The sequence below is a fragment of the Sulfuricystis multivorans genome (genome assembly GCF_003966565.1).
Taxonomy (GTDB): domain Bacteria; phylum Pseudomonadota; class Gammaproteobacteria; order Burkholderiales; family Rhodocyclaceae; genus Sulfuricystis; species Sulfuricystis multivorans.
This window is the reverse complement of sequence record NZ_AP018720.1, coordinates 1-18,469: the sequence shown is the minus strand read 5'-3', so window position 1 is coordinate 18,469 and position 18,469 is coordinate 1. Positions and strand designations below refer to the sequence as shown.

Annotated in this window: 17 protein-coding genes, 2 pseudogenes and 1 CRISPR repeat array; of the genes and pseudogenes, 5 read left to right on the top strand and 14 right to left on the bottom strand. The window is 57.6% G+C overall.

From position 1 onward, the window contains the following. Positions 1 to 260 precede the first annotated feature (260 nt). The 9 genes from EL335_RS13760 to EL335_RS13725 form a co-directional block, all read right to left on the bottom strand. A complete protein-coding gene (locus EL335_RS13760) occupies positions 261 to 1,262 on the bottom strand; it encodes a ParB/RepB/Spo0J family partition protein (protein ID WP_126448245.1) in 1,002 nt (333 codons plus the stop codon). Continuing rightward, positions 1,259 to 2,326: a ParA family protein gene (locus EL335_RS13755; RefSeq protein ID WP_126448243.1), complete on the bottom strand. Its 1,068-nt coding sequence runs from the start codon at positions 2,324 to 2,326 to the stop codon at positions 1,259 to 1,261. The genes EL335_RS13760 and EL335_RS13755 overlap by 4 nt, the downstream gene beginning before the upstream one ends. Positions 2,327 to 2,566: 240 nt before the next feature. Then, positions 2,567 to 2,737 (bottom strand): WGR domain-containing protein, encoded by a 171-nt coding sequence (locus tag EL335_RS13750; protein WP_126448241.1) that lies wholly within the window; start codon positions 2,735 to 2,737, stop codon positions 2,567 to 2,569. A 34-nt stretch (positions 2,738 to 2,771) separates the two neighbouring features. Then, on the bottom strand, positions 2,772 to 3,422 hold the full coding sequence (locus tag EL335_RS13745; RefSeq protein WP_126448239.1) for a uracil-DNA glycosylase: 651 nt from the start codon (positions 3,420 to 3,422) through the stop codon (positions 2,772 to 2,774). Beyond that, entirely contained in the window at positions 3,385 to 5,190 is a 1,806-nt protein-coding gene (locus EL335_RS13740) for a site-specific integrase (RefSeq protein ID WP_284155521.1), read from the bottom strand. Before EL335_RS13740 ends, EL335_RS13745 begins: the two co-directional genes overlap by 38 nt. Before the next feature lie 86 nt (positions 5,191 to 5,276). Next, the gene (locus EL335_RS13735; protein ID WP_126448235.1) at positions 5,277 to 5,588 is read right to left on the bottom strand and encodes a hypothetical protein; all 312 of its coding nucleotides are present in this window, start codon (positions 5,586 to 5,588) and stop codon (positions 5,277 to 5,279) included. 7 nt (positions 5,589 to 5,595) lie between these two features. Then, positions 5,596 to 5,943, bottom strand: coding sequence for a hypothetical protein (locus tag EL335_RS13730; RefSeq protein WP_126448233.1), 348 nt, complete (start codon positions 5,941 to 5,943; stop codon positions 5,596 to 5,598). Between the two features lie 259 nt (positions 5,944 to 6,202). After that, positions 6,203 to 6,427 carry a hypothetical protein gene (locus EL335_RS14530; protein WP_348541433.1) on the bottom strand — a complete coding sequence of 75 codons (225 nt, stop codon included), beginning with the start codon at positions 6,425 to 6,427 and terminating at the stop codon, positions 6,203 to 6,205. Between the two features lie 21 nt (positions 6,428 to 6,448). Continuing rightward, positions 6,449 to 7,177: a ParM/StbA family protein gene (locus tag EL335_RS13725; protein WP_284155519.1), complete on the bottom strand. Its 729-nt coding sequence runs from the start codon at positions 7,175 to 7,177 to the stop codon at positions 6,449 to 6,451. Positions 7,178 to 7,858: 681 nt separating this feature from the next. Between EL335_RS13725 and mobI the strand changes: the two genes are divergently transcribed. The 5 genes and pseudogenes from mobI (at position 7,859) to EL335_RS13700 (ending at position 11,100) form a co-directional block, all read left to right on the top strand. After that, on the top strand, positions 7,859 to 8,287 hold the full coding sequence (mobI, locus tag EL335_RS13720; protein ID WP_126448231.1) for a conjugative transfer protein MobI(A/C): 429 nt from the start codon (positions 7,859 to 7,861) through the stop codon (positions 8,285 to 8,287). Between the two features lie 18 nt (positions 8,288 to 8,305). Further along, the gene (gene relB / locus EL335_RS13715; protein WP_126448228.1) at positions 8,306 to 8,536 is read left to right on the top strand and encodes a type II toxin-antitoxin system RelB family antitoxin; all 231 of its coding nucleotides are present in this window, start codon (positions 8,306 to 8,308) and stop codon (positions 8,534 to 8,536) included. A gap of 77 nt (positions 8,537 to 8,613) precedes the next feature. Then, positions 8,614 to 9,090 (top strand): annotated as a pseudogene (locus EL335_RS13710) (protein NO VEIN domain-containing protein); the annotation flags it as partial. A gap of 206 nt (positions 9,091 to 9,296) precedes the next feature. Beyond that, positions 9,297 to 10,057 (top strand): annotated as a pseudogene (locus EL335_RS13705) (DUF8807 domain-containing protein); the annotation flags it as partial. A 14-nt stretch (positions 10,058 to 10,071) separates the two neighbouring features. Further along, positions 10,072 to 11,100, top strand: a complete 1,029-nt coding sequence (locus EL335_RS13700; protein WP_126448226.1) for an AAA family ATPase — start codon at positions 10,072 to 10,074, stop codon at positions 11,098 to 11,100. 112 nt (positions 11,101 to 11,212) lie between these two features. Here EL335_RS13700 and EL335_RS13695 read toward each other — a convergent pair whose 3' ends face one another. From EL335_RS13695 to EL335_RS13675, 5 genes are all read right to left on the bottom strand, one after another. Further along, positions 11,213 to 14,467, bottom strand: coding sequence for an Eco57I restriction-modification methylase domain-containing protein (locus tag EL335_RS13695; RefSeq protein ID WP_126448224.1), 3,255 nt, complete (start codon positions 14,465 to 14,467; stop codon positions 11,213 to 11,215). A gap of 59 nt (positions 14,468 to 14,526) precedes the next feature. Beyond that, on the bottom strand, positions 14,527 to 14,787 hold the full coding sequence (locus EL335_RS13690; RefSeq protein ID WP_126448222.1) for a hypothetical protein: 261 nt from the start codon (positions 14,785 to 14,787) through the stop codon (positions 14,527 to 14,529). Further along, positions 14,787 to 15,347, bottom strand: a complete 561-nt coding sequence (locus EL335_RS13685) for a DNA-binding protein (RefSeq protein ID WP_126448220.1) — start codon at positions 15,345 to 15,347, stop codon at positions 14,787 to 14,789. Before EL335_RS13685 ends, EL335_RS13690 begins: the two co-directional genes overlap by 1 nt. Further along, positions 15,347 to 15,748 (bottom strand): hypothetical protein, encoded by a 402-nt coding sequence (locus EL335_RS13680; protein WP_126448218.1) that lies wholly within the window; start codon positions 15,746 to 15,748, stop codon positions 15,347 to 15,349. Before EL335_RS13680 ends, EL335_RS13685 begins: the two co-directional genes overlap by 1 nt. A 515-nt stretch (positions 15,749 to 16,263) precedes the next feature. Beyond that, complete coding sequence (locus tag EL335_RS13675; protein WP_126448216.1) at positions 16,264 to 17,520, bottom strand: RNA-guided endonuclease InsQ/TnpB family protein; 1,257 nt, start codon at positions 17,518 to 17,520, stop codon at positions 16,264 to 16,266. Between the two features lie 173 nt (positions 17,521 to 17,693). Next, positions 17,694 to 18,393: direct repeats of the CRISPR family, unit length 36 nt; unit sequence GTTGTAATCCCCTCTAAGAGGGGACAAAGCTCCAGC. Positions 18,394 to 18,469 lie beyond the last annotated feature (76 nt).

The window sequence follows — 18,469 nt, the reverse complement described above, 5'->3', positions numbered from 1 at the left end:
CCGGTTGGCGCCGGTTGTAGGGAATACTCAGTAATCGTCAAGACTCACAAGGACCCGGGGAGTTGGCGCTCCTCGGGTTTTTTTGTTTGTCTGACGGCTTGTGTGGTTAGCTCATGACAAAATCTCCGATTGTCGGCGTTCAAATGAACGAAGCCCCGCGTGTGCGGGGCTTCTGGGTAGCATGTTTAGACGTCTAAACATCATCTCTTGCGGGGTGCCACCCGCGAGTGTTTAGACGTCTAAACTCAAGCCTGAGTGTCTTACTGAACATCTTTAGGATCCTTGGCTGCCTGCACGGCTACGGTATCAAGCAATTTTTCCATAGCTTCTGCGAAGCTGACCTGTTGCTCTGGCGAGACGGTGATGCTTACCTCGAAGGTATCTCCTTTTTGCTTGTAATATCCGTTCGCATAGCGAACCTGTTTCGTAGCAGACAGCTGCTTATGCTTGGTTGGGTTTAGATGAGCCTCCACCTGCCCAAGCAGCCACCGATAGGTATGCTCTTCTTCAGCATACCGACTGGCCAGGGTTACAGCCTTCCGAATACCGGCCATCTCATGAAGCCTGTACAACTGGTAGGCCACGCTCGCACTAAATTTCTTTGGGTTCTCCCTGGCGACAAGCAGGATCTCTTCCGGTAGTCGAGTGTAAGCCATATAAAAACTGAGCATGGTTTTGGATAGTTTTTGGCGTTTTGCCACAACCGTTGCCGACTCACCGCCATCGATCATCTTTTTATAGAAGAACGCACGGTCCAAGTCGCTTTGGTTCTTTCGGCCTTCGTTTTGCTCATAGCCAAACCAGGCTGCCTCCTTGATGGTGAGATCGTAATGGATTTCTGCGAGCAATGAGTCCATAACCTTGTGATCTAGGCACGCGCGCACCCGTGTCCAGCCATCGCTGATAATGAACCGTCCATGAACATCGGGATTCGGAATTACATGGATGGGGTCATGTTGCCCTTGGCTGCGCAGATCCTCAGCGCGCTCCAGAATCATTTGCGTTGTGTAAATCTCGCGCGGCGCCAACGGGTTTGGGTCAATCAATTCAACATTGATTCGACGGTAGAACCGGCCATCAACAACGGTGTCTTGGTCTGTTGCAGCGATTATGTTTTGGGTAACAGGAGGTGCCGGCACACGTGCATCTTCCGCTTCCGGCACCATGCCGACATCCGGAAGTTCAGAGCCTTCCGCTGGTGCGCGAGCCACCACCTTGCCAGTCTTGATCAGCCCTGACAGCTTAATGGGTCCGCGCCTCATGGCTTTGGCTCCATACCAGGCAGCGTGATGCGATAGCTTTGAATGAGTGCCTTGGTTAGTTCTATCAGCGCCATACCGCCCGGGCTGGATGGTTCAAGTTCGACCAGTGGAGCATTACGCCCAGAGGCAGGGTTGATCTGCCGGCCAAAGCCTGAGTATTGCGGGATGATTACATCCAGAAGCTTGGTGCCATACTTCGAGTAGAGCAGTCCCATGTTTTCGCGCACATGCTTGATGGAGGGGTGGTACCGATTCACCACTACCTCCATATCCACGTTAGCTCGCGTCAGCATGTTGATCTCGGTAAGGTTGGAGGCCAGCGAGTCAAGTGCGCGCAGGCAGCTCCCCTCAGGCTCAACCACCGCCAGAATCTTTCCTGCCGACTTGCCTGCGTAGGTGCAAGCCAGTCCAATGGGTGTTGTGCCTGGTGCCGTATCGAACACAATCACCTCGAAGTTCTGCGAAAGATACCGGACATTGCGTGACAGGAACAGCGCCACCCGCTCATGGGAGGCCATGGTTGCCACCAGAGCCGCATCCGTTTCAGACAGGGTAATATCCGATGGCAGCAGGCTCAGGAAGCCGTTGGCGTAGATCGGCAGGATGGCTTGGGGTAAGTCAGCATCCGGAGTGTTCGTGGCGCGTGTCAGGAACTTCCCAAGATGCGTTATCGTGGCGTCGTAAGCAGACTCCACACCAAGCATGTTGGATGCAGTGGCTTGTGGATCAGCGTCGATCAACAAGGTGCGGTAACCCATCATGGCCAGTGTCGCCGCCACATTGACCGAGATGCTGCTCTTTCCTGCCCCGCCGCGCGTCATGCGCGTAATGATTTGTGGTGGCAGCTTGTCGGCCGCAAACAGCAACGAGTTATCCAGTTCGGCTGGATCTAGGTTGGCATGCCGATAACGGGCTGCGCGCAAATCAGCAGGGGTGTATTTCATGTGGTGTTGGCCAGGGGGCTTTTCACGCCCAACCAGCGACTGCAACACCTTAGCCGAAACATCCAGGCCAGAAAGTGCCAGCGCTACCGAGGTCTTGAACTCTATCTCACGTGCGGCCACACATTTTCTCCACTACAGGAATATTAAGAACATATCAGCATTGAGGTTAGATTTCAAGTTTTTTTCGATGCGGACAGAAAAAAGTATTCATGTTTGTTGTTTATAGAGCGGCGCGGGAATACCCATCACCTTCAGTGGATGGGATGAAAGTGCCTATTTGCCTTGGCAATCCTGTATGTATCGACGGATAACCTCTGCTGACGAGACGAAGAAACTCGTAGCCAACGATCCCGAAACGAATTAGCCGACCGCCACATACCCATGCCTTTTCCGTACGCGCATGATCCGGCGCACTTCTCTTAGTGCATCCTCTTCGTGCTCGAACACCTGGCGTTTCATACCGCCCCGCCGGTTGTTGAGGCCATACCAGCGCCGATACAGCACGAATGCGCCGAACAGGTCTCGTTCCATCCATAGGGTGTAGCCGCGCCGATCCGTCCTGTACTCAATTAGCACACGCACTCTCCAGACACTCGACGGCCAACTCGACCTGTCGTCTGCCAATCTCACGCCACAACTCACCGCTGGGTGACTTGCGGTTCCACGCCATGCCGGAAGTGTGCGGCATGGGAATGGCAAAAATTCCGCCCGCAGAGCCATGCAGTCTCCGGATCGCGGGCTGAAGGATGGGGTGCGCGTCCTTGGCAAGCAGCGCCGGGGATTTTCTGGATCGCTCGATCTGCCAGTAGAGCGGCCCAGAACCTAGAAAGACTTCCGTCGCAGTGGAGCCGACCAGCAACAGCACCTTTGGTCGGACATCCAGCAGGAAATCCGCAAGACTTGGCAGACATTCGGCGATCTCGGTCTTGTCCGGCTTCCGGTTGCCATCCGGACGGCAACGGATGATGTTGGCTACGCCATAATCACGGTTTCGCTCCAGTCCGTGCTGGACGAGCAGGGCATCGAGCGTGCGGCCAGCCTGGCCGACAAAGCCCTCGCCCAGCTTGTCCTCCTCTGCACCAGGCGCCTCCCCGACCGCGAGCAGACCGCCCGGCGGGGAGGGCGTAGGAAAGACGATCTTGGTGCGGCTTGCGGAAAGCCTGGGGCACAGCCGACACTCAAGCTCGTGACTCAATCTCTGCCCACAGTCGTTCATCGTCCGTCTCCGTGTAGATGCTGGTGGTCGCCAGACTCGCGTGACCCAGAAGCTTTTGCAACAGATTTACCGGCACGCCGCTCGACGCGAGATGCGCGCCGCAGGTATGCCGCAGCCAATGGACGGTCGCCCGGCGGAAGGCTTTGGCTTCCTGGTCTTTGCCATCCGCCGCCAGGCTTTCTGCTGCCTGATGGAATACCGTCCGCAGCGTCTTGTACAAGGCGCTTCCCGTCACGGGCTCCTGGCTTCCAAGCCGGGAAATCAAGGGCGTCTCGGGCGGATTGGCGAGCGGATCGGGATCGAGGCCTCGGTATGCAAGGTATTCCCGGAGGCGATCCATGACCCGGCTGGACAAGGGCACGGCCCGCCACTTGCCGCCCTTGCCCAGCACTTTGAGCATCCAGCGCACGCCCAGGCCATCCTTGAGCGGCATGGTATAGAGACGCCCGATGCTCGCATCCACGAGCTCCGACAGACGCAGGCCAGTGGCCTGGGCGAATGGCAGCACGAAACGTAGCCGTGAAGTCGCATCGTCCGCAGGCAAGGCGTCGAGGAAAGACATCAGGTAGTCCCATTGGCCGGTCGAGAACACCCGCGTCAATTCCACGTCATCTGGTGTGTCTGGGCTTGCGGCCAGCTTCCGGCCCACGGCGCTCCAGGGATTGAAGGCGCAATACTGCACCTGGACGAGCCACTCGAAGAGACCGGAGATGATGGTGAGCGCATGGCGCACGCTCGATGCCGACAGCGGGCCGTCGAACGGTCGCCAAGCGGGACTGAATCGCGGCGTGTTTCGGCGACCAATCCATTCACCCTGTGGAATCCGGAACGGCCACTGTTCCGGATTCGTCCGTCCAAGCATGGACAGCCAGTTCCGGTAGGCCGCGCAGTCCTCGACGCCGAGATCGGAAAGCGCCTTGCCGCGCTCGATCACGGCCCAGAGAAGGAGCCGTTCGGCTTCCTTGCGGTAGGCCCGTGACGTGTTCGGGCTACCCGATTTCGTGGCAAGCCAGGACTCGATGGCCTGATGGTCATTGGTGGCCTGAATGCGTGGCCGTCCTGGATGTCTGTTGGAACCCGTCTCGCCGGCGAGCTCCTGTGGTGCCGTGAAGACCTCGATGGGCACGATGGCGGTTTCACGGACGCGGATCTGGGTAAGCATGGAGACGGGTAGGCTGCGAACCGGCGCAGTCGCATGGTCCGGCAATGGCCCCAAGGACGACTCATATCCACGCAACCAGGCGACGATCCGGGCAGCGCCTTTCTCCCCGAGCTTGGGCACGGTGATCCACCAACGGTATCCGCGTTCCCGGATTCGCTCCAGCAGGGCGCCGATGGTCGGAATGCCGGCAAGAACCAGTCGATCGGCAACAGGCTTGTCGAACCATGCGGAGACCAGATCCCCCGGCACGGGGTCGGTGGCGAGAAGCCGCTCGATTACATCGAGCGCTTTCAGTTGGCGCTCCATGAGGCGTTGGCGCTGACGGATTTTCCGGTCGGCGGCCTGGGGGAACGTCTCCAAGTACAGCCTGATCAGCTCTTCTTCTCGATAGAACCCGTCCGGATCGTGCTCGGCTCGGAAATCGTCTAGCGATGGAACGGCTGGTGTAGCGGCCTGCGGGTTGGGTGCCAGATGGAGACGCAGCAATCGCGCCTCACCGCGCTTGCCCTGCCTGAGCGCCGCCTGGCTCAGGGTATCGCGCAGCCAAGTGAGCGTCCCTTTGGCTAGCCGCAGGTCGAGTCCTGTTTCGAGGTAGCGGTCGGCCATGTCTCTGAGTTCGAGACCCTGGAGCCACCCCCGGTAAAAGGCGATGTGATGGCGGCCTACTTTTCGATCGACACAAGGCATTGCAGTTAGAACAAGGAAAGCTGTCCGCTCTCTATCTCGTGTCGACGCTTTTTCCCGTCGCGGCGCATTTTTGCGTCGTGGCGGTTGTGGCAAAGCTGGCAGAGCGCGGCCAAGTTCAGCAAACTGGCTGCTTCAGGCCTGTGGTCGAACACGTGGGCCGTGGTCAAAACCACTTTGCTACCGGTCACCGGGTGCGGTTTACCGTTCTCGGCACCGCACCACTCGCAACGGTTCCGTGCCCGGACAAAGCGCACGAACCGGCTGCGACGCGCCCAGTCGGCAGGATAACGATCTTTATTCTCTTGGCGAATCGGCATGATTCGTTCAGTCCAAACGACCTTGCACTCGACGCAGTAGAAGTTCTGTTTCCTTGGCCGCTGCCTGATCCATGGCAAACGAAGGGACATGTGCCCAAGCAAGGATCGCAGTAATCTCGAAATCGGCTTGATCGCCTTCCTCGTCGAGCACGACCAGGCCGTCACTATCTTCAACGATTCGACCCATTCTCACAGTCTGCGACGGTTCGACTTCTCGGCACTCAAAGAAATTACGCTCGATCACCTCCAAATGCTCGACAGGATCCGACGCGATGAAACTCATTCTCAGGCCGCCACCGATATCAACTAGCCACTTGCGCACAACGAGCGCGACCAGCATGTTTTTCGGAGGCATTCCAATGTTCCAGTTCACAACCCTCCACCTCCCAACGACCTGGCGAAGCTCAGTGCTCGATTCGGAGGCTCTACAGCCTGTGGAGCTGCCTCGGTGGCCGGGCCAATGGCCGGCCTGCCGATCACGCCAGACACGGCGGCGAGCCCAAGCGTTGCGAGCGTCCTGACACGTTCGGCCCGTAGCCGCGCCGGCACCTCCTGCAACGCCGCGAAAAGCTCAGGACTGGCGGGGGTGACGGTGAGAACGACCCGGATGCCACTCACAAAGCCACCCCCATCAACCAGAATCCACGAGCGTTGGAGAACACAGGATCCTTCGGCGTGACCACGGTCAGACGTGGAAACGCGTTCTGCACGGCCTCGCGGAAGAACATGGCTCCGCCCCCGACGAGGACCACGAGGTCAGCCATCTTGCTTTCTGTCCGTAGCGACTTCTGGATGGATTCGACGACGACCGGACCGACCGTCTTCGCGGCCTGCTCGATGTAGGGAGCCAGCTCAACTCGCTAACCAAGAACGAGCACGGTGGGTTTGCCGACCCGGACGGCGTTTTCCAAGGTTTCGGTATTGACCGACGAGCCGTAATCCTTGGCAATCAGCCTGGAAGCCTCTTCCAAAACGACAGAGGAAGCATTGAGACTGGTGCCGGAAGACTGGCGATGCAGGTCCTTGTTGGCAATCACAACCCAATCGACCGAAAAGAACCCCGGATCGATCACCAGCACCCGCGCGTCCTCGATGTCGGCATCTTCCTGGGAGATGTAGTCGAGCAGCCCACCAACCGGTTGCGGGATGACTCTGACCTTCTCGACCGTTACGGTGCGCTTGGCGGTGACCTGGTGAGTCCCTTGCATTTGCTCGGCCACGGCCTGCTTGCGAGCCTCGTCCAGATACTGGGACACAGGCAGCCCGGTGACGAGCATGTCGATCCTATCCATCTCGGAGAGAAGAAGGCCAGCGTGGAACAGTGCCTTGTAAGACGCGCTGGATGGGTAATCGGCATGAAGAGAGCGGCTCCACATCTCCGCGCGATCAGGAGACACGCCAGCGATGAATTCCTGCCCGTCCACCATCACATGCAGGAAGTCATCGTGCGCCTTCCCATCGAAGCGCGACCCAAACCTGTCGGCGGGCGCGGCCCCGGCAGGGCGAAGATGGGTTTTGGGAGATTCGCCTTTCAAGCCATAGGCGAGCTTCAGATTCGAGTAACCGATGTCGATGCCAAGAATGTTCAAGTCGTTCTCCTTTGAGAGCACCGCTAGAGCACTGCTAGTAACAAGCCGCGCCTTGGCGGTGAGGTTAGGTATTCCAGTGAATCGCCAGTGCACTGTCTGTGACATGCGCCAGCCAGAGCGCCTGACTACACCTCCAGCGCACCGCCAGAAACATAGCAAGCAGAGGAAGAAAAATTCGGACGAAAAGCGCACAGAAATGCACTATTAAGCAGAAAAAAAAGATGGGTGTTGATGTATGGTCTTCCTCACCATTATGGTGAGGAAACGCGATTTGTCTTTCTACACGGAAAGCCGGAATATGCTTGTTTGGCCGATTCCTCACCATTATGGTGAGGAAACAACGGTATGGTTCCTTTAACTTAAGGAGGTGGAAAAAATGAAGACCCCGGTACATGGCGACCTGCGCTTCGAATCGATGCAGAATCTGGGCTAGGAATCTATGCGCGCTTTCCCCACCATTATGGTGAGGAAACGCGATTTGTCTTTCTACACGGAAAGCCGGAATATGCTTGTTTGGCCGATTCCTCACCATTATGGTGAGGAAACAACGGTATGGTTCCTTTAATTTAAGGAGGTGGAAAAAAAATGAAGGCTTGAATGACGACTTTCATTGATTTGGCTATATAAGGAATGGCGATCGGATTCCAATTTGTTAAAGATAAGGAATAAGGAGTATTGTTGATGAGTAACGAAAACGCGCTAGTCGGAGCAAAAGATGCCCTGGAAAGACACATGGTCGAACTCTACGAACGCGCCATGGAAGTGGTCGATGAGTACTATCGATTCGCAAGCGAGATGAACAAGCAGAAGGACTGGCCGCAGAAGAGCTCGCTCAAACCAAGGGCGCGTCAGCAAGGTTTGTCACTGTCGATCGAGTGGTACGACAAGAAGTGGCATGGCCCTAAAACAAACAGACGCGCGTTTTTGACATACATCGCAAAGCCTCGTGGAGCGCGTGGTTATAACTTGAGCAAGCTGCTGAAATACGCCCAAGATTGGGAGAAGGACAAGGTGATAGAAACCGAGAATGCTCTGGCTGCGATCCGGCACGAAGCGGGCTGCGTCATGAAGGCGCTGTCCTACCTGAATAGCGCCATCAAGAAATCGTAACCAGATCGAGGAGGGAACATGCTCACCATCAGACTGCCTGCTGAAGTTGAAGCCCGTCTTGAAGCGCTGGCCAAGGCCACAGGTCGAACCAAGACCTCCTGTGCCAGGGAGGCTATCATCGAATACCTGGGCGACCTCGAAGATTTGTATCTCGCCGAGAAAAGCCTTGGCGAGATTCGCGCAGGAAGATCGCACACATTTCCCCTGGATGAGATCGGAGAAGAATTCTGGCGTGGCGTGGCGGACTGATCACTCGCGCGGCAAACCCTGACTTTAGGCCCGGGAGGATTGATCAAAGTCAAGGAAGCTCGACGGGCGGTGCGACTGGCGGTGTGCTGGTGATCCCCGTTGGCTTCTTGCTGCAGCGCAAGGGCGAACCCGGATGGTCGGCCGACGCCGCCGTCCGCGCCCGCATCGAGCGCATCGCCATGCAGGCCGTGATGGATGCCGAGCGCGCCCTGGGGCATGAAGTCATCGACGTCTCGGCACAGAAGTGCGGCTGGGACATCACCAGCCTGCCACCCGCGCGCGACGGGCGCATCCCCGAGAGCCGCCACATCGAGGTCAAAGGCCGCGCCAAGGGTCAGAACACCCTCACCGTCACCCGCAACGAGATCCTCTATGGCCTCAACCAGGCCGACAAATTCATCCTCGCCATCGTGCTGGTGGACGGCGAGCGCCATGAGGGGCCGTTTTACGTGCGCAAGCCCTTCACCAAAGAGCCCGACTGGGCGGTGACCAGCATCAACCTGGACTTGGACGCGATGCTGGCGCGCGCCACGGCGGCGGAGGGCTCGCTGTGAGCTTGGGCTGCGCCCGGAAACAGAGACGCCCTCACGGGGAGGGCGTCGGGCCGGAGATGCTATCTCCGGCGGGGTTGACGGGAGCAATTATGGTGACGCAGGCCTGCGCTGTCAAGGCACCGCACCTTGACCGCGTTTTGCAGGGAGCGAGCGATGTCGCGGCAGGCAAAGCCAGAATGGAAGCCGGAAACTCCTTTACCGGAGAAAGCATTGTCGTGCTCGTCTGCCGTCCACGCCCGGCGGACGCGCCGGTGGCCAGCCGCCGCGAGTTCGTGCGCGAGCTCAACGCGGTGCTGCCCGAGGCGCTCGAGGCCATGTGACCCGCGGCGGGGTGAACTCGCCGGTGGCGCCGGTGGATCTTTCCCAGGCCATCATCGGCCCTGGGATGGCGATCTTCTCGCAATACGCCGCGGTGCTCGAGGCCAACGGCACGCCCATGTCCGTCAGAACCGCGCTGCAGCTCATCAACCGTTATCTGGCCGAAGACGATTTCGATGCCGACACCCAGTTCTGCCTGCACTGGTTCGAGCAACAGGACTGGGCCGAGGGCAAGTATGGCGAGGCCGACGTGCTGGCGCGCGCCAAGGGCACCAGCGTAGACGGCTTGAAGGAAGCTGGCGTGGTGGAAAGCGGCGGCGGCAAGCTGCGCCTGCTCAAATTGGCCGAATACCCCGCCGACTGGTCGCCGGAGCGGGATGCCCGCACCCCGGTCTGGGAAGCCTTGCACCAATTGATCCGCGCCTTGAACCAGCACGGCGAGACCGAAGCCGGCCAGCTCCTGGCGCGCATGCCAAGCCGCGCCGAGCCGATTCGGGCGCTCGCCTACCGCCTCTACACCCTGTGCGAGCGGAAGGGCTGGGCCGAAGACGCCCGCGCCTACAACGAACTGGTCACCGCCTGGAGCGGCATCGAGCAGGCGACCAACGAGGCCGGTATGATCGGCGCGCAAGGCCAGTTGGAGATTTGATCGAGGGCCGCAACATGCTGAAGAACACCAGCTTTCAGAGCCTGACGACCGTTCCTGATGGAACGTGGGAGTTCAGCCCCGGCTTGAATGTGATCATCGGTGAGAATGGCACGGGCAAAACCCACGTGCTCAAGGCGGTTTATTCTCTTCTCAAAGTGCAGGCCGACAGCATGAATCTCACCAAGTCTGCGCTTGAAAAAGCCTATGCGCAAAAGCTTGTCCGCGTTTTCCGCGCCGAGAGTTTAGGAAGACTCGCCCGGCGCAAACAAGGGCGGACACGATGCGAACTGGCCTTGCAGTTCGACGACGCAGCACTTGATGCAAAGGTTGGATTTGCGACCAATGCCAAATCCCAGGTCGAAGTCACCCAGCCTCCACGGAAGCGGTTGGATAAATCCCCCGCCTACTTGCCCACGCGCGAACTGGTCACGCTTGCACCGTGGTTCGTCGCGCTCTACGACAACTATCACTTGGAGTTCGAGGAGACCTGGCGTGACACGGTCTCCCTGCTCGGGGCACCAGCATTGCGCGGCCCGCGCGAGCAGCGTATCGCGCAAATGCTCGAGCCCATGGAAAAGGCCATGGGCGGTTGGGTCGATGTCGATTCCGCCACGGGCCGGTTCTATTTGAAAATTCCTGGCGAGGGGCGGATGGAGATGCCGCTGGTTGCGGAAGGGCTGCGCAAGATTGCGATGCTGGCTCGATTGATCAGCACGGGGGTGTTGCTCGACAAGGGATATTTGTTCTGGGATGAACCCGAAACGAACCTCAATCCCAGGCTCGTGCGCGTGGTGGCCCAAAGCATCGTGGCGCTGCCGGCGCAAGGCATTCAGGTGTTTCTGGCCACGCACAGCCTGTTTTTACTGCGGGAGCTGGAGATCGAGCTAGCCGCACGTTCTGTTGGCGCTAGGTTTTTCGCGCTGGCTTCCGGCGATGACGGCGTGTCGTTGTCACAGGCGGATCGATTGGCCGAGGTGGAGCCAATCGTCGCACTCGATGAGTCGCTCGCGCAGGCCGACCGTTACATGGCGCTTGGAGATTGAGCATGGCCGTGGTGATTAAGGAAGGCAGTCTCACCAAAGTCAGTGTGGGCAAGATGTTGGCATTTCTAGCATCTCAACGTCGATGTTGTGGTTGTGTTCGTTATCGAACTCATCACCGCCGACGAGCAATTTCAGCTTCAATGATTTCGTCAGCCGCAATTCTGATTTTGGCAACTACATTGGCTCGCTTCTTAGAGTCATGCTCTTGATGGGCCTGCTGCACTAGTTCAGCAAGCGTTTTGTGCTCGGCCAAACTGGCGTCATACTCAGGAAGATTAACATGCTTGAAGATGTCGCCTATATTGGTTGCCACGTTATGAGCCTCAATCATCTCCTTGATGATCTCCGAGTGCAGCAAACCGCACAAGTAAAATGCTGGCTCCGGCTGGTAGAAGTCGGCAAAGTAGAGTTTGTGGTCAGGGACATAAACACGCGGCCCGCAGCCCGGCACATACCCAGACGTTATGACGGCCGCAGAAAAATCGCCCGTCATCTCGGCCCAAATGACCTTGTAGGGCGCAAAGGTGTAGTCACCCACGTTGTAGATTGCGAAGAACGGAGCACCCTTCATGCGCGTCTTGAAGGTGGAACGCGACTCCAAAAACGACTGGTAGGCTTTGAAAAACCTAAATGTCTTTGGATTCGTATGGCTGTTGTAACGCGCAGCAGCGCTTTCCAACGACGCCCGGTCAATGCCCTTATTCGGCACAAACGCATAGAGCGTGTTCTCCGGAAGAAAATAGCAGGGATGGATGTCGCCTGCGCCCTTCGCCAAGGGAAACAGGCCCTCAGCCTCAACCCAGAATTCGCGCGGCTGCCCCAAGTCTGTTTTACCTTCATGTGGCCGAGTTCGCACCTTGACCGTCTTTGTTGCAGGGTTCGAGTCGATGACATCCACAAAATAGACGCCATTCAGGTCAGTCGTGATGCCCTTGCGGCCGTTGACCCAAGTAGAGGAGCCAAACATCGACTGACATGCGGCGAAGCGCCCAGGCTTCATGATGGCCCAAGGGGCCCCATCCATAGTTTGCGAGACGGGGTTGGCTTCCATCTGAATCACATCCACAAGCTCCGCCACTTCTGCAAGATGTAGACGTGGGTCGATTGCCTTCAAGCGAGCCACCTGACCGCCGTGTCCCTTCTTGGGGTTGCCTGCATTGTCGGTCTTGGGCTTGCCAAGCCAGACACGGTAGTCCAACGGATAGCGGGTCGTGCCCCATATCTTCTTCGTGAACATGGCGACTGCCGTTTTATTCGCCGCGTCTGGAAACGGCTTTAGCCCCTTCATGTCATCGATGGAGATAGGCACCAAGCGGTCGGTTGCATTGATGCGAAAGCGCCGAAAGCCTTGCGACGAAGGCGACTGGAACAACGTCTGCGTGATGACAAACACCAACCGTCCATCTTCGACCAGCCACTTGTCAGCCGTCGTGTAGGTAATGATGGCGGAAATGTCTAATTCGTTGCCACCGTGGAACTTGGTGTCCGAGAAAATGGCGTACTTTTCGCAGATGGGCTTAACTCGGTTCTGGTATGCCTCTGGGAGATTCGACCATCGAACCCAAGGCGGATTACCAACAATGGCATCAAAGTGTCCGGCAGTAGCTGACCAAAAGAAGTTGCGCACAATCCTGAACCAAATGCCGTTCCAGTTTTGTCGATGCAGTGCGAGCACTTGGTCATAGGTCGTCTTGAGGTGGTCATTCCACTCATCGGCCTGCGCCTCGCTCAGTATCTTGGCTTTCACCAGCGCCTTAGAGACGGGCGGGAATTCAGTGTCGTTTTCAACCTCTTCTCCCATGAGCCGGAATACTTTGTCGAGCAACACGCGATCACGCGCCAAGTCGGCGGGTAGAACAACTCGCAGATTTGCTTGCTGACTGCCAATGTTGTACTCAACCACTTTTTGATCGCCGTCAGGGTGGGGGGCAGGGGAGTACACCGCATCAGCCAAGAGGACGGGGATCTCAACGTCTTTACCCTTGCACTGCTGCAACAGGTCTGCGATAGCGATCAGGAAGTTGACGCGAGAGGCTTGCACAGCCAGCGGGTTGATGTCGAAGCCCCAGACCGTCGTGGTCAGCATGTCCACGGTCTGCTCGGCAGTCCAGCCAACCGCTAAAGCTGCCTCACGCTTGCGCTCAATGACTTCCAGAAGGAACGACCCCGAACCGCATGTCGGGTCCAGGATGCGAGCAGAACACCACTTACTTGGTGCGTATCCGAGCTTAGCCACAGAGTACTCGACCAGCCAGTCCGGCGTGTAGAACTCGCCAATGCTCTTGCGCAATTCCTCCGGCACCAAGTCCTGATAGAAGTCACGCAGAACATCGCGCGAGCGACCGGTCTTCTTGATGGTATCGAAGCGATAGACCGAAAGCTGAGCCAGCAAGGTGCGAATCGCCAAGCATATCGACGTGCGGATCGCCTTCTTGGTTGTGGCATCCAGATACCAACTAAAGATGGCTTCTTCTACGAAGCCATGCAAGCCGACCGCGTTGAAGAATCCGCCGTTCTCGACATCCGAGCGTAGGGCCTCAATCAGAGCTTCGTCCGTTCCGAGAGCTAGTAGCTCATGGATCAGGGAGGTGCTTGATGCCATGCCATGTGCAGCCACTATCTCGGCCGCGATCAGCTTCATTAGCAGAGAATGAAAAGTGTGGATAACAAAAAGCTTGGCTGACAAATTAATGCCGGCCGGGCCTACGAAGTCAAATCCCAACGACCCATTGATCTTCTTGCGCTGTTGACTGCTGAGGTCAGCAGCCTGTCCATACAAAGTTGCCCATTCCTCGAAGAGCATCTTGATTTTTCTGTTGCCGGGCTGCCCAAGAGCGTCAGCAAGAGCATTGGACAGTTCCTGCATGAACTCGCGGCCTGTCTCGGATAGATGCCCAAAGTCCTCGACAAGGTTCTCCGATGTGATGGCTCGCCGGAAATTTGCTCTCAGCGCATTGACCACCATCTGGAAGGTAATTGGCGAGAACGGTATCAGTGGCTGGCGAACGATCTTGCCGTCTTGGACTTGAACAAAGCCCACATGATCGCCATCGATGGCAATACCGATATAGTCCTTCTCATCCAGCCCTTGCTCATCAGCCAAGCGGGAGATGTATTTCAAGAGACGACCTTCGGTCGCCTCAATGAACTTCGGGCTTGCCTCACTGCCCTTGAAGAGGCCTGGGCCTTTGAACTCGATAATGACGTTGTTGTGGCTGGAGTCGCGCTTGGCTCTCTCCGCGTCCAAGTCGATCTGCAAGGCCTCCTCAAGCCCCTTCATCCATGCGTGGCGCACCTCTTCCTCATTGGCCCACTGCTTGCGACGGCGATTGATGAGGTCGTAGCCCCTTTTGGTATTGGCATCCATTCTCGTTCTTCTATTTTCAGGCGCCGCCTTTGGTGCTCATTTATGCACCATTGAACACATTAGGCAAGGCTAGAGTCGACCTCTTCAAGCCTCCATGCCAGCGTTCGGGGATGCACCGTCCCCGCCGCATCGATCGTCTTCACATAAACGGTTTTGATTGGCATCCCAACCTTTCTCCGAAGATGTCGAATAATCCTGTCTGGATCGCCGCCACCTAGGAAAATTCCTGGATACGTGAGCGTCTTCCCAGCCAACAAAGCATTGCGACACCACTCAGCCTGCTCCTCGAACGTCTCGCAGTAAGCCAGTTTTTCTTTCATCACGCTTCCCCTTTGCCTATATGCCGTAACAGATCATGCAGGCGCTGGTTTTCCTGGCGCAGCTCTTCGATTCGCGCCTCGTTCTCCCTCACCTGCTCCTTTAGTTGAATCACTAACGCTTCCATTTCGACGCGTTGGCGAACAAGGTCGTTGAATGCCGCCCGATCCTCTTCCATCTGCGCATGACACTCATCCAAGGCGGATGACATATCCTCGGCCACCGCTTCCAGCTCCTGCCGTTCGTTGTCCCATTCTTTCCTGGCCTCAGCATACTCGTGCACAAGCTTCGCCACTTCCGCTTTCGCCATCTCCGTGGCTTTCACCCAGACTTCCTGGGCGAAGCGGCTGACGGCATCGTCCAGGTCGGGCGGCATGGGGCCGGCCTCCTGCGCCCTGTCCGCGACCATCTTCTTCCGCTCACGCCACTCGCGCATGGCTTCGGAAATCGTGGTGAAGCTCCCGCTGCCAAGCGCTTTACGAACGGCTGCCAGGGTCGGCGTTTTGCCTTCCGCGTCAAGACGGTCAGCGACCGCCCAAATGTCTTCTTTCGTTAAAGCCATCACATCCACTGCTTATGCTGCTTTGCAAGAACGTTGAGCATGACCACAGCGCCCCATGCAGAAACAATCCACTCCATCGGCTCGCTGCCGGCGACCAGTACCAGAATGACGCACACAGGAATCGATCCGAGCAGCAAGGCTGAAGCGATGCGATAGTCGATCTGTCCCTCTACCCGCGAAACCGTCCAGATCACGAACAACCAGACAGCAGGGATGATGATCATCCCTGCGATGCCGTGGCCGCGCGCCAGTTGCTCGCCAGCGACGAACGCGGCTGACAAGACAGATACCGCCATGGCAAAGCCCCTCGCGTTCGGAAGGTCGGCACCGACAGACCGAAACGTCGCGATTTCAAAAGCTCGCACGATGGTCTCGCGCACGAGTAGAAGCAACTCTTTCATGTACGATCTTTTATGTATTAATACGATACTACCACAACATACAACATTATTCAAGTTATCATGGGCCGGTTTGTGTGGCATGCGTTGCGTAGCACTGACGGTTCTCTACAAGTGCACTCTCTGACGGCCACTCAGAGAGAGTTGCTGCGAGTCGGTTGCTGACGGTGCACTAGCGGTTTACTGCATGGCTTCGTAGCGGCGGCCTGGTGCCGTTTGTTACTGGCGGTGCACTGGCGGTTTACTGTGCGCCGTGTCGATGTGACGATAGGCGGAGCGGAGAGAAAGTGTAGCGGGCTGTGCTTCTGGCAGCACGGATGATGGATGGCCGTGGCGCGGCGGGATATACCGCGCAAGGAAGGTGCTTGCCAGGATTGACATCCTCCCCGACCTAAAGGCCCGGGATTCCCATGCTATCGGTGCATGGCCGCCGCGCCCTTGCGAGCACGGATTCCTGCTTCACTGCGGCGCACACTACGCAACAGACACTGCTGCGCCCGCTGCCACCGCTCCACAGGCTACCCCCCAGAGTCCCTGGGTTCGTCGATCCTCAGAGCTGCCGCGCCCGCCTTGATCGCAAGCGCAGCAGCCAGGATGTTTTTCGCGGCATTCAGGTCGCGATCGTGCGCCTGACCACAGGCCGGGCACGTCCATTTGCGTGCAGACAAGGCCAGCTTGGGCAATACGTAGCCACACGCAGAACACCGTTTGCTGCTTGGATACCAGCGGTCGATCGCAATGACTTCTCGTCCATACCACTGTGCCTTGTACTCAAGCTGCCGACGAAGCTCGGCAAACCCCATGTTGAGTACAGCCCGGTTTAGGCCAGCTTTCTGGTGTACGCGTTTGCCGGGTTTCTCTGGCGTGCCCCGCGCACTTGCCGTCATGCCACGCAAGGCTAGATCCTCGATCGCGATCACTTGGTTCTCGCGCACGATCGAGGTCGTGAGTTTGTGTTGCCAGTCGCTACGGATCGCAGCGATATGTTCCTGCACGCGACCAACTTTGCGACTGGCCTTTCTCAAGTTGTTGGACACCGGCAGGCGAGCGCCTCTGGGTAGTGGCGCGTTGGGTTCCAGTCCCATGCGCACCTTGGCCGCGGTGATCTTGCGCCGTTGCGCACGCTGATACCGGCGCTTGCGTGCCTCCAAATCGTTGAGACGTTGCGGTAGTCGGTGAACGCGCCCTTTGGAGTCCACAATCGCGCCAGCGTTGAAGTCCAGCCCAATACGCTCATTCGTCTGCGACAAAGGCGCGATGTCCTCTTCCACTAGCAAAGAGACGTAGTAGCGCCCACCAGATGTGCGCGTAACCGTGACGCTGGATGGCTGCACCCCATTGGGCAGCGGACGGCTCCAGCGCACATCGAGCGGCTTATCTTGCTTGGCGAGTGTCAGCTTGCCGTCGCGCAGCGTAAAGCCGTTGCGCATGTAGCTAGCAGACTGTACCGCATCGCGCTTGGATTTGAACGTCGGGTATGCAGCTCGCCCAGCAAAGAAATTCGCGAATGCGCGATCGAGATGCCGTAATGCCTGCTGCAACGCGACATTGCTCACCTCGTTCAACCAAGCGCGCTCAGGGGTTTTTTTCAGCGCGGTGAGCGCCAAAGCCAAGTCCTTGTAGTACAGGCGCTGCTTGCGCTCATAGAACGCCCGCGTGCGCCGCTCAAGCCCCCAGTTGTATACCGAACGCACGCATCCAAACGTCTTCGCAAGCTGTTCCTCTTGCTCAGGCGTCGGATAAAAGCGGTAACGATACGCACGCTGGACTTTCATTGCGTTATGATAACACCGAATATCGCAAGGTGTCAAGCTTATCTATGGGCGCTATCCTTCCCCGCCCTGAAGGGCGAGGTCTGCCGCGCGAGTGATCAGACTGTTAGTTGTAATCCCATCTTTGGAGGGAAAGATCCGGCCGGCTTGGGAGGGCAAGCACCACCGTCCAGCCTGTTGTAATCCCCTCTCGGAGGGGACGAAGAGCCAGCCCCTATATCGCTAGATGCTGACGTATGGCAAGTTGTAATCCCCTCTCAGAGGGGACAAAGATCCAGCTTTCGCCGGTGGGCAAGCGCCGCCTACGGCGTTGTAATCCCCTCTAAGAGGGGACAAAGCTCCAGCAGACCTTCGATTGCAGATACAACCGCAGCAGTTGTAATCCCCTCTAAGAGGGGACAAAGCTCCAGCTCGAGACGATGCTGATTGCTGGGTTCGGACTGTTGTAATCCCCTCTAAGAGGGGACAAAGCTCCAGCCCGGCGGCGCGCCTTGCGGCGCTTGCCTCCGTTGTAATCCCCTCTAAGAGGGGACAAAGCTCCAGCCGAGAATCCCATACATGGCTTAGGCTCCCAGTTGTAATCCCCTCTAAGAGGGGACAAAGCTCCAGCCTTGCAGGTGATCGATCCTGCGCGGCTGTCGTTGTAATCCCCTCTAAGAGGGGACAAAGCTCCAGCGTGCTACCCGCACCTGAAGGTTTACGACCCGGTTGTAATCCCCTCTAAGAGGGGACAAAGCTCCAGCACGGCAGCGCGACAAGCGGAAATCGTCGCTTGTTGTAATCCCCTCTAAGAGGGGACAAAGCTCCAGCCGGAGGGCGCTACATCCGGCGTAGCAACAGGTTGTAATCCCCTCTAAGAGGGGACAAAGCTCCAGCAGACCGAACCGAAACCTCGATCACTGCTGGATTTAAAGGCAATCATACCACAAAAAAATCTTGCTGCCAATGCCCT

What these genes read in the sequence shown, in the direction of transcription:
- EL335_RS13730 (WP_126448233.1), bottom strand. Translation starts at nt 5,943, where the DNA reads ATGCCTCCGAAAAACATGCTGGTCGCGCTCGTTGTGCGCAAGTGGCTA.
- EL335_RS13675 (WP_126448216.1), bottom strand. Translation starts at nt 17,520, where the DNA reads ATGAAAGTCCAGCGTGCGTATCGTTACCGCTTTTATCCGACGCCTGAG.
- EL335_RS13760 (WP_126448245.1), bottom strand. Translation starts at nt 1,262, where the DNA reads ATGAGGCGCGGACCCATTAAGCTGTCAGGGCTGATCAAGACTGGCAAG.
- mobI (WP_126448231.1), top strand. Translation starts at nt 7,859, where the DNA reads ATGAGTAACGAAAACGCGCTAGTCGGAGCAAAAGATGCCCTGGAAAGA.
- EL335_RS13680 (WP_126448218.1), bottom strand. Translation starts at nt 15,748, where the DNA reads ATGAAAGAGTTGCTTCTACTCGTGCGCGAGACCATCGTGCGAGCTTTT.
- EL335_RS13700 (WP_126448226.1), top strand. Translation starts at nt 10,072, where the DNA reads ATGCTGAAGAACACCAGCTTTCAGAGCCTGACGACCGTTCCTGATGGA.
- EL335_RS13750 (WP_126448241.1), bottom strand. Translation starts at nt 2,737, where the DNA reads ATGGAACGAGACCTGTTCGGCGCATTCGTGCTGTATCGGCGCTGGTAT.
- EL335_RS13740 (WP_284155521.1), bottom strand. Translation starts at nt 5,190, where the DNA reads ATGGCCGACCGCTACCTCGAAACAGGACTCGACCTGCGGCTAGCCAAA.
- EL335_RS13735 (WP_126448235.1), bottom strand. Translation starts at nt 5,588, where the DNA reads ATGCCGATTCGCCAAGAGAATAAAGATCGTTATCCTGCCGACTGGGCG.
- relB (WP_126448228.1), top strand. Translation starts at nt 8,306, where the DNA reads ATGCTCACCATCAGACTGCCTGCTGAAGTTGAAGCCCGTCTTGAAGCG.
- EL335_RS13685 (WP_126448220.1), bottom strand. Translation starts at nt 15,347, where the DNA reads ATGGCTTTAACGAAAGAAGACATTTGGGCGGTCGCTGACCGTCTTGAC.
- EL335_RS13745 (WP_126448239.1), bottom strand. Translation starts at nt 3,422, where the DNA reads ATGAACGACTGTGGGCAGAGATTGAGTCACGAGCTTGAGTGTCGGCTG.
- EL335_RS13690 (WP_126448222.1), bottom strand. Translation starts at nt 14,787, where the DNA reads ATGAAAGAAAAACTGGCTTACTGCGAGACGTTCGAGGAGCAGGCTGAG.
- EL335_RS13695 (WP_126448224.1), bottom strand. Translation starts at nt 14,467, where the DNA reads ATGGATGCCAATACCAAAAGGGGCTACGACCTCATCAATCGCCGTCGC.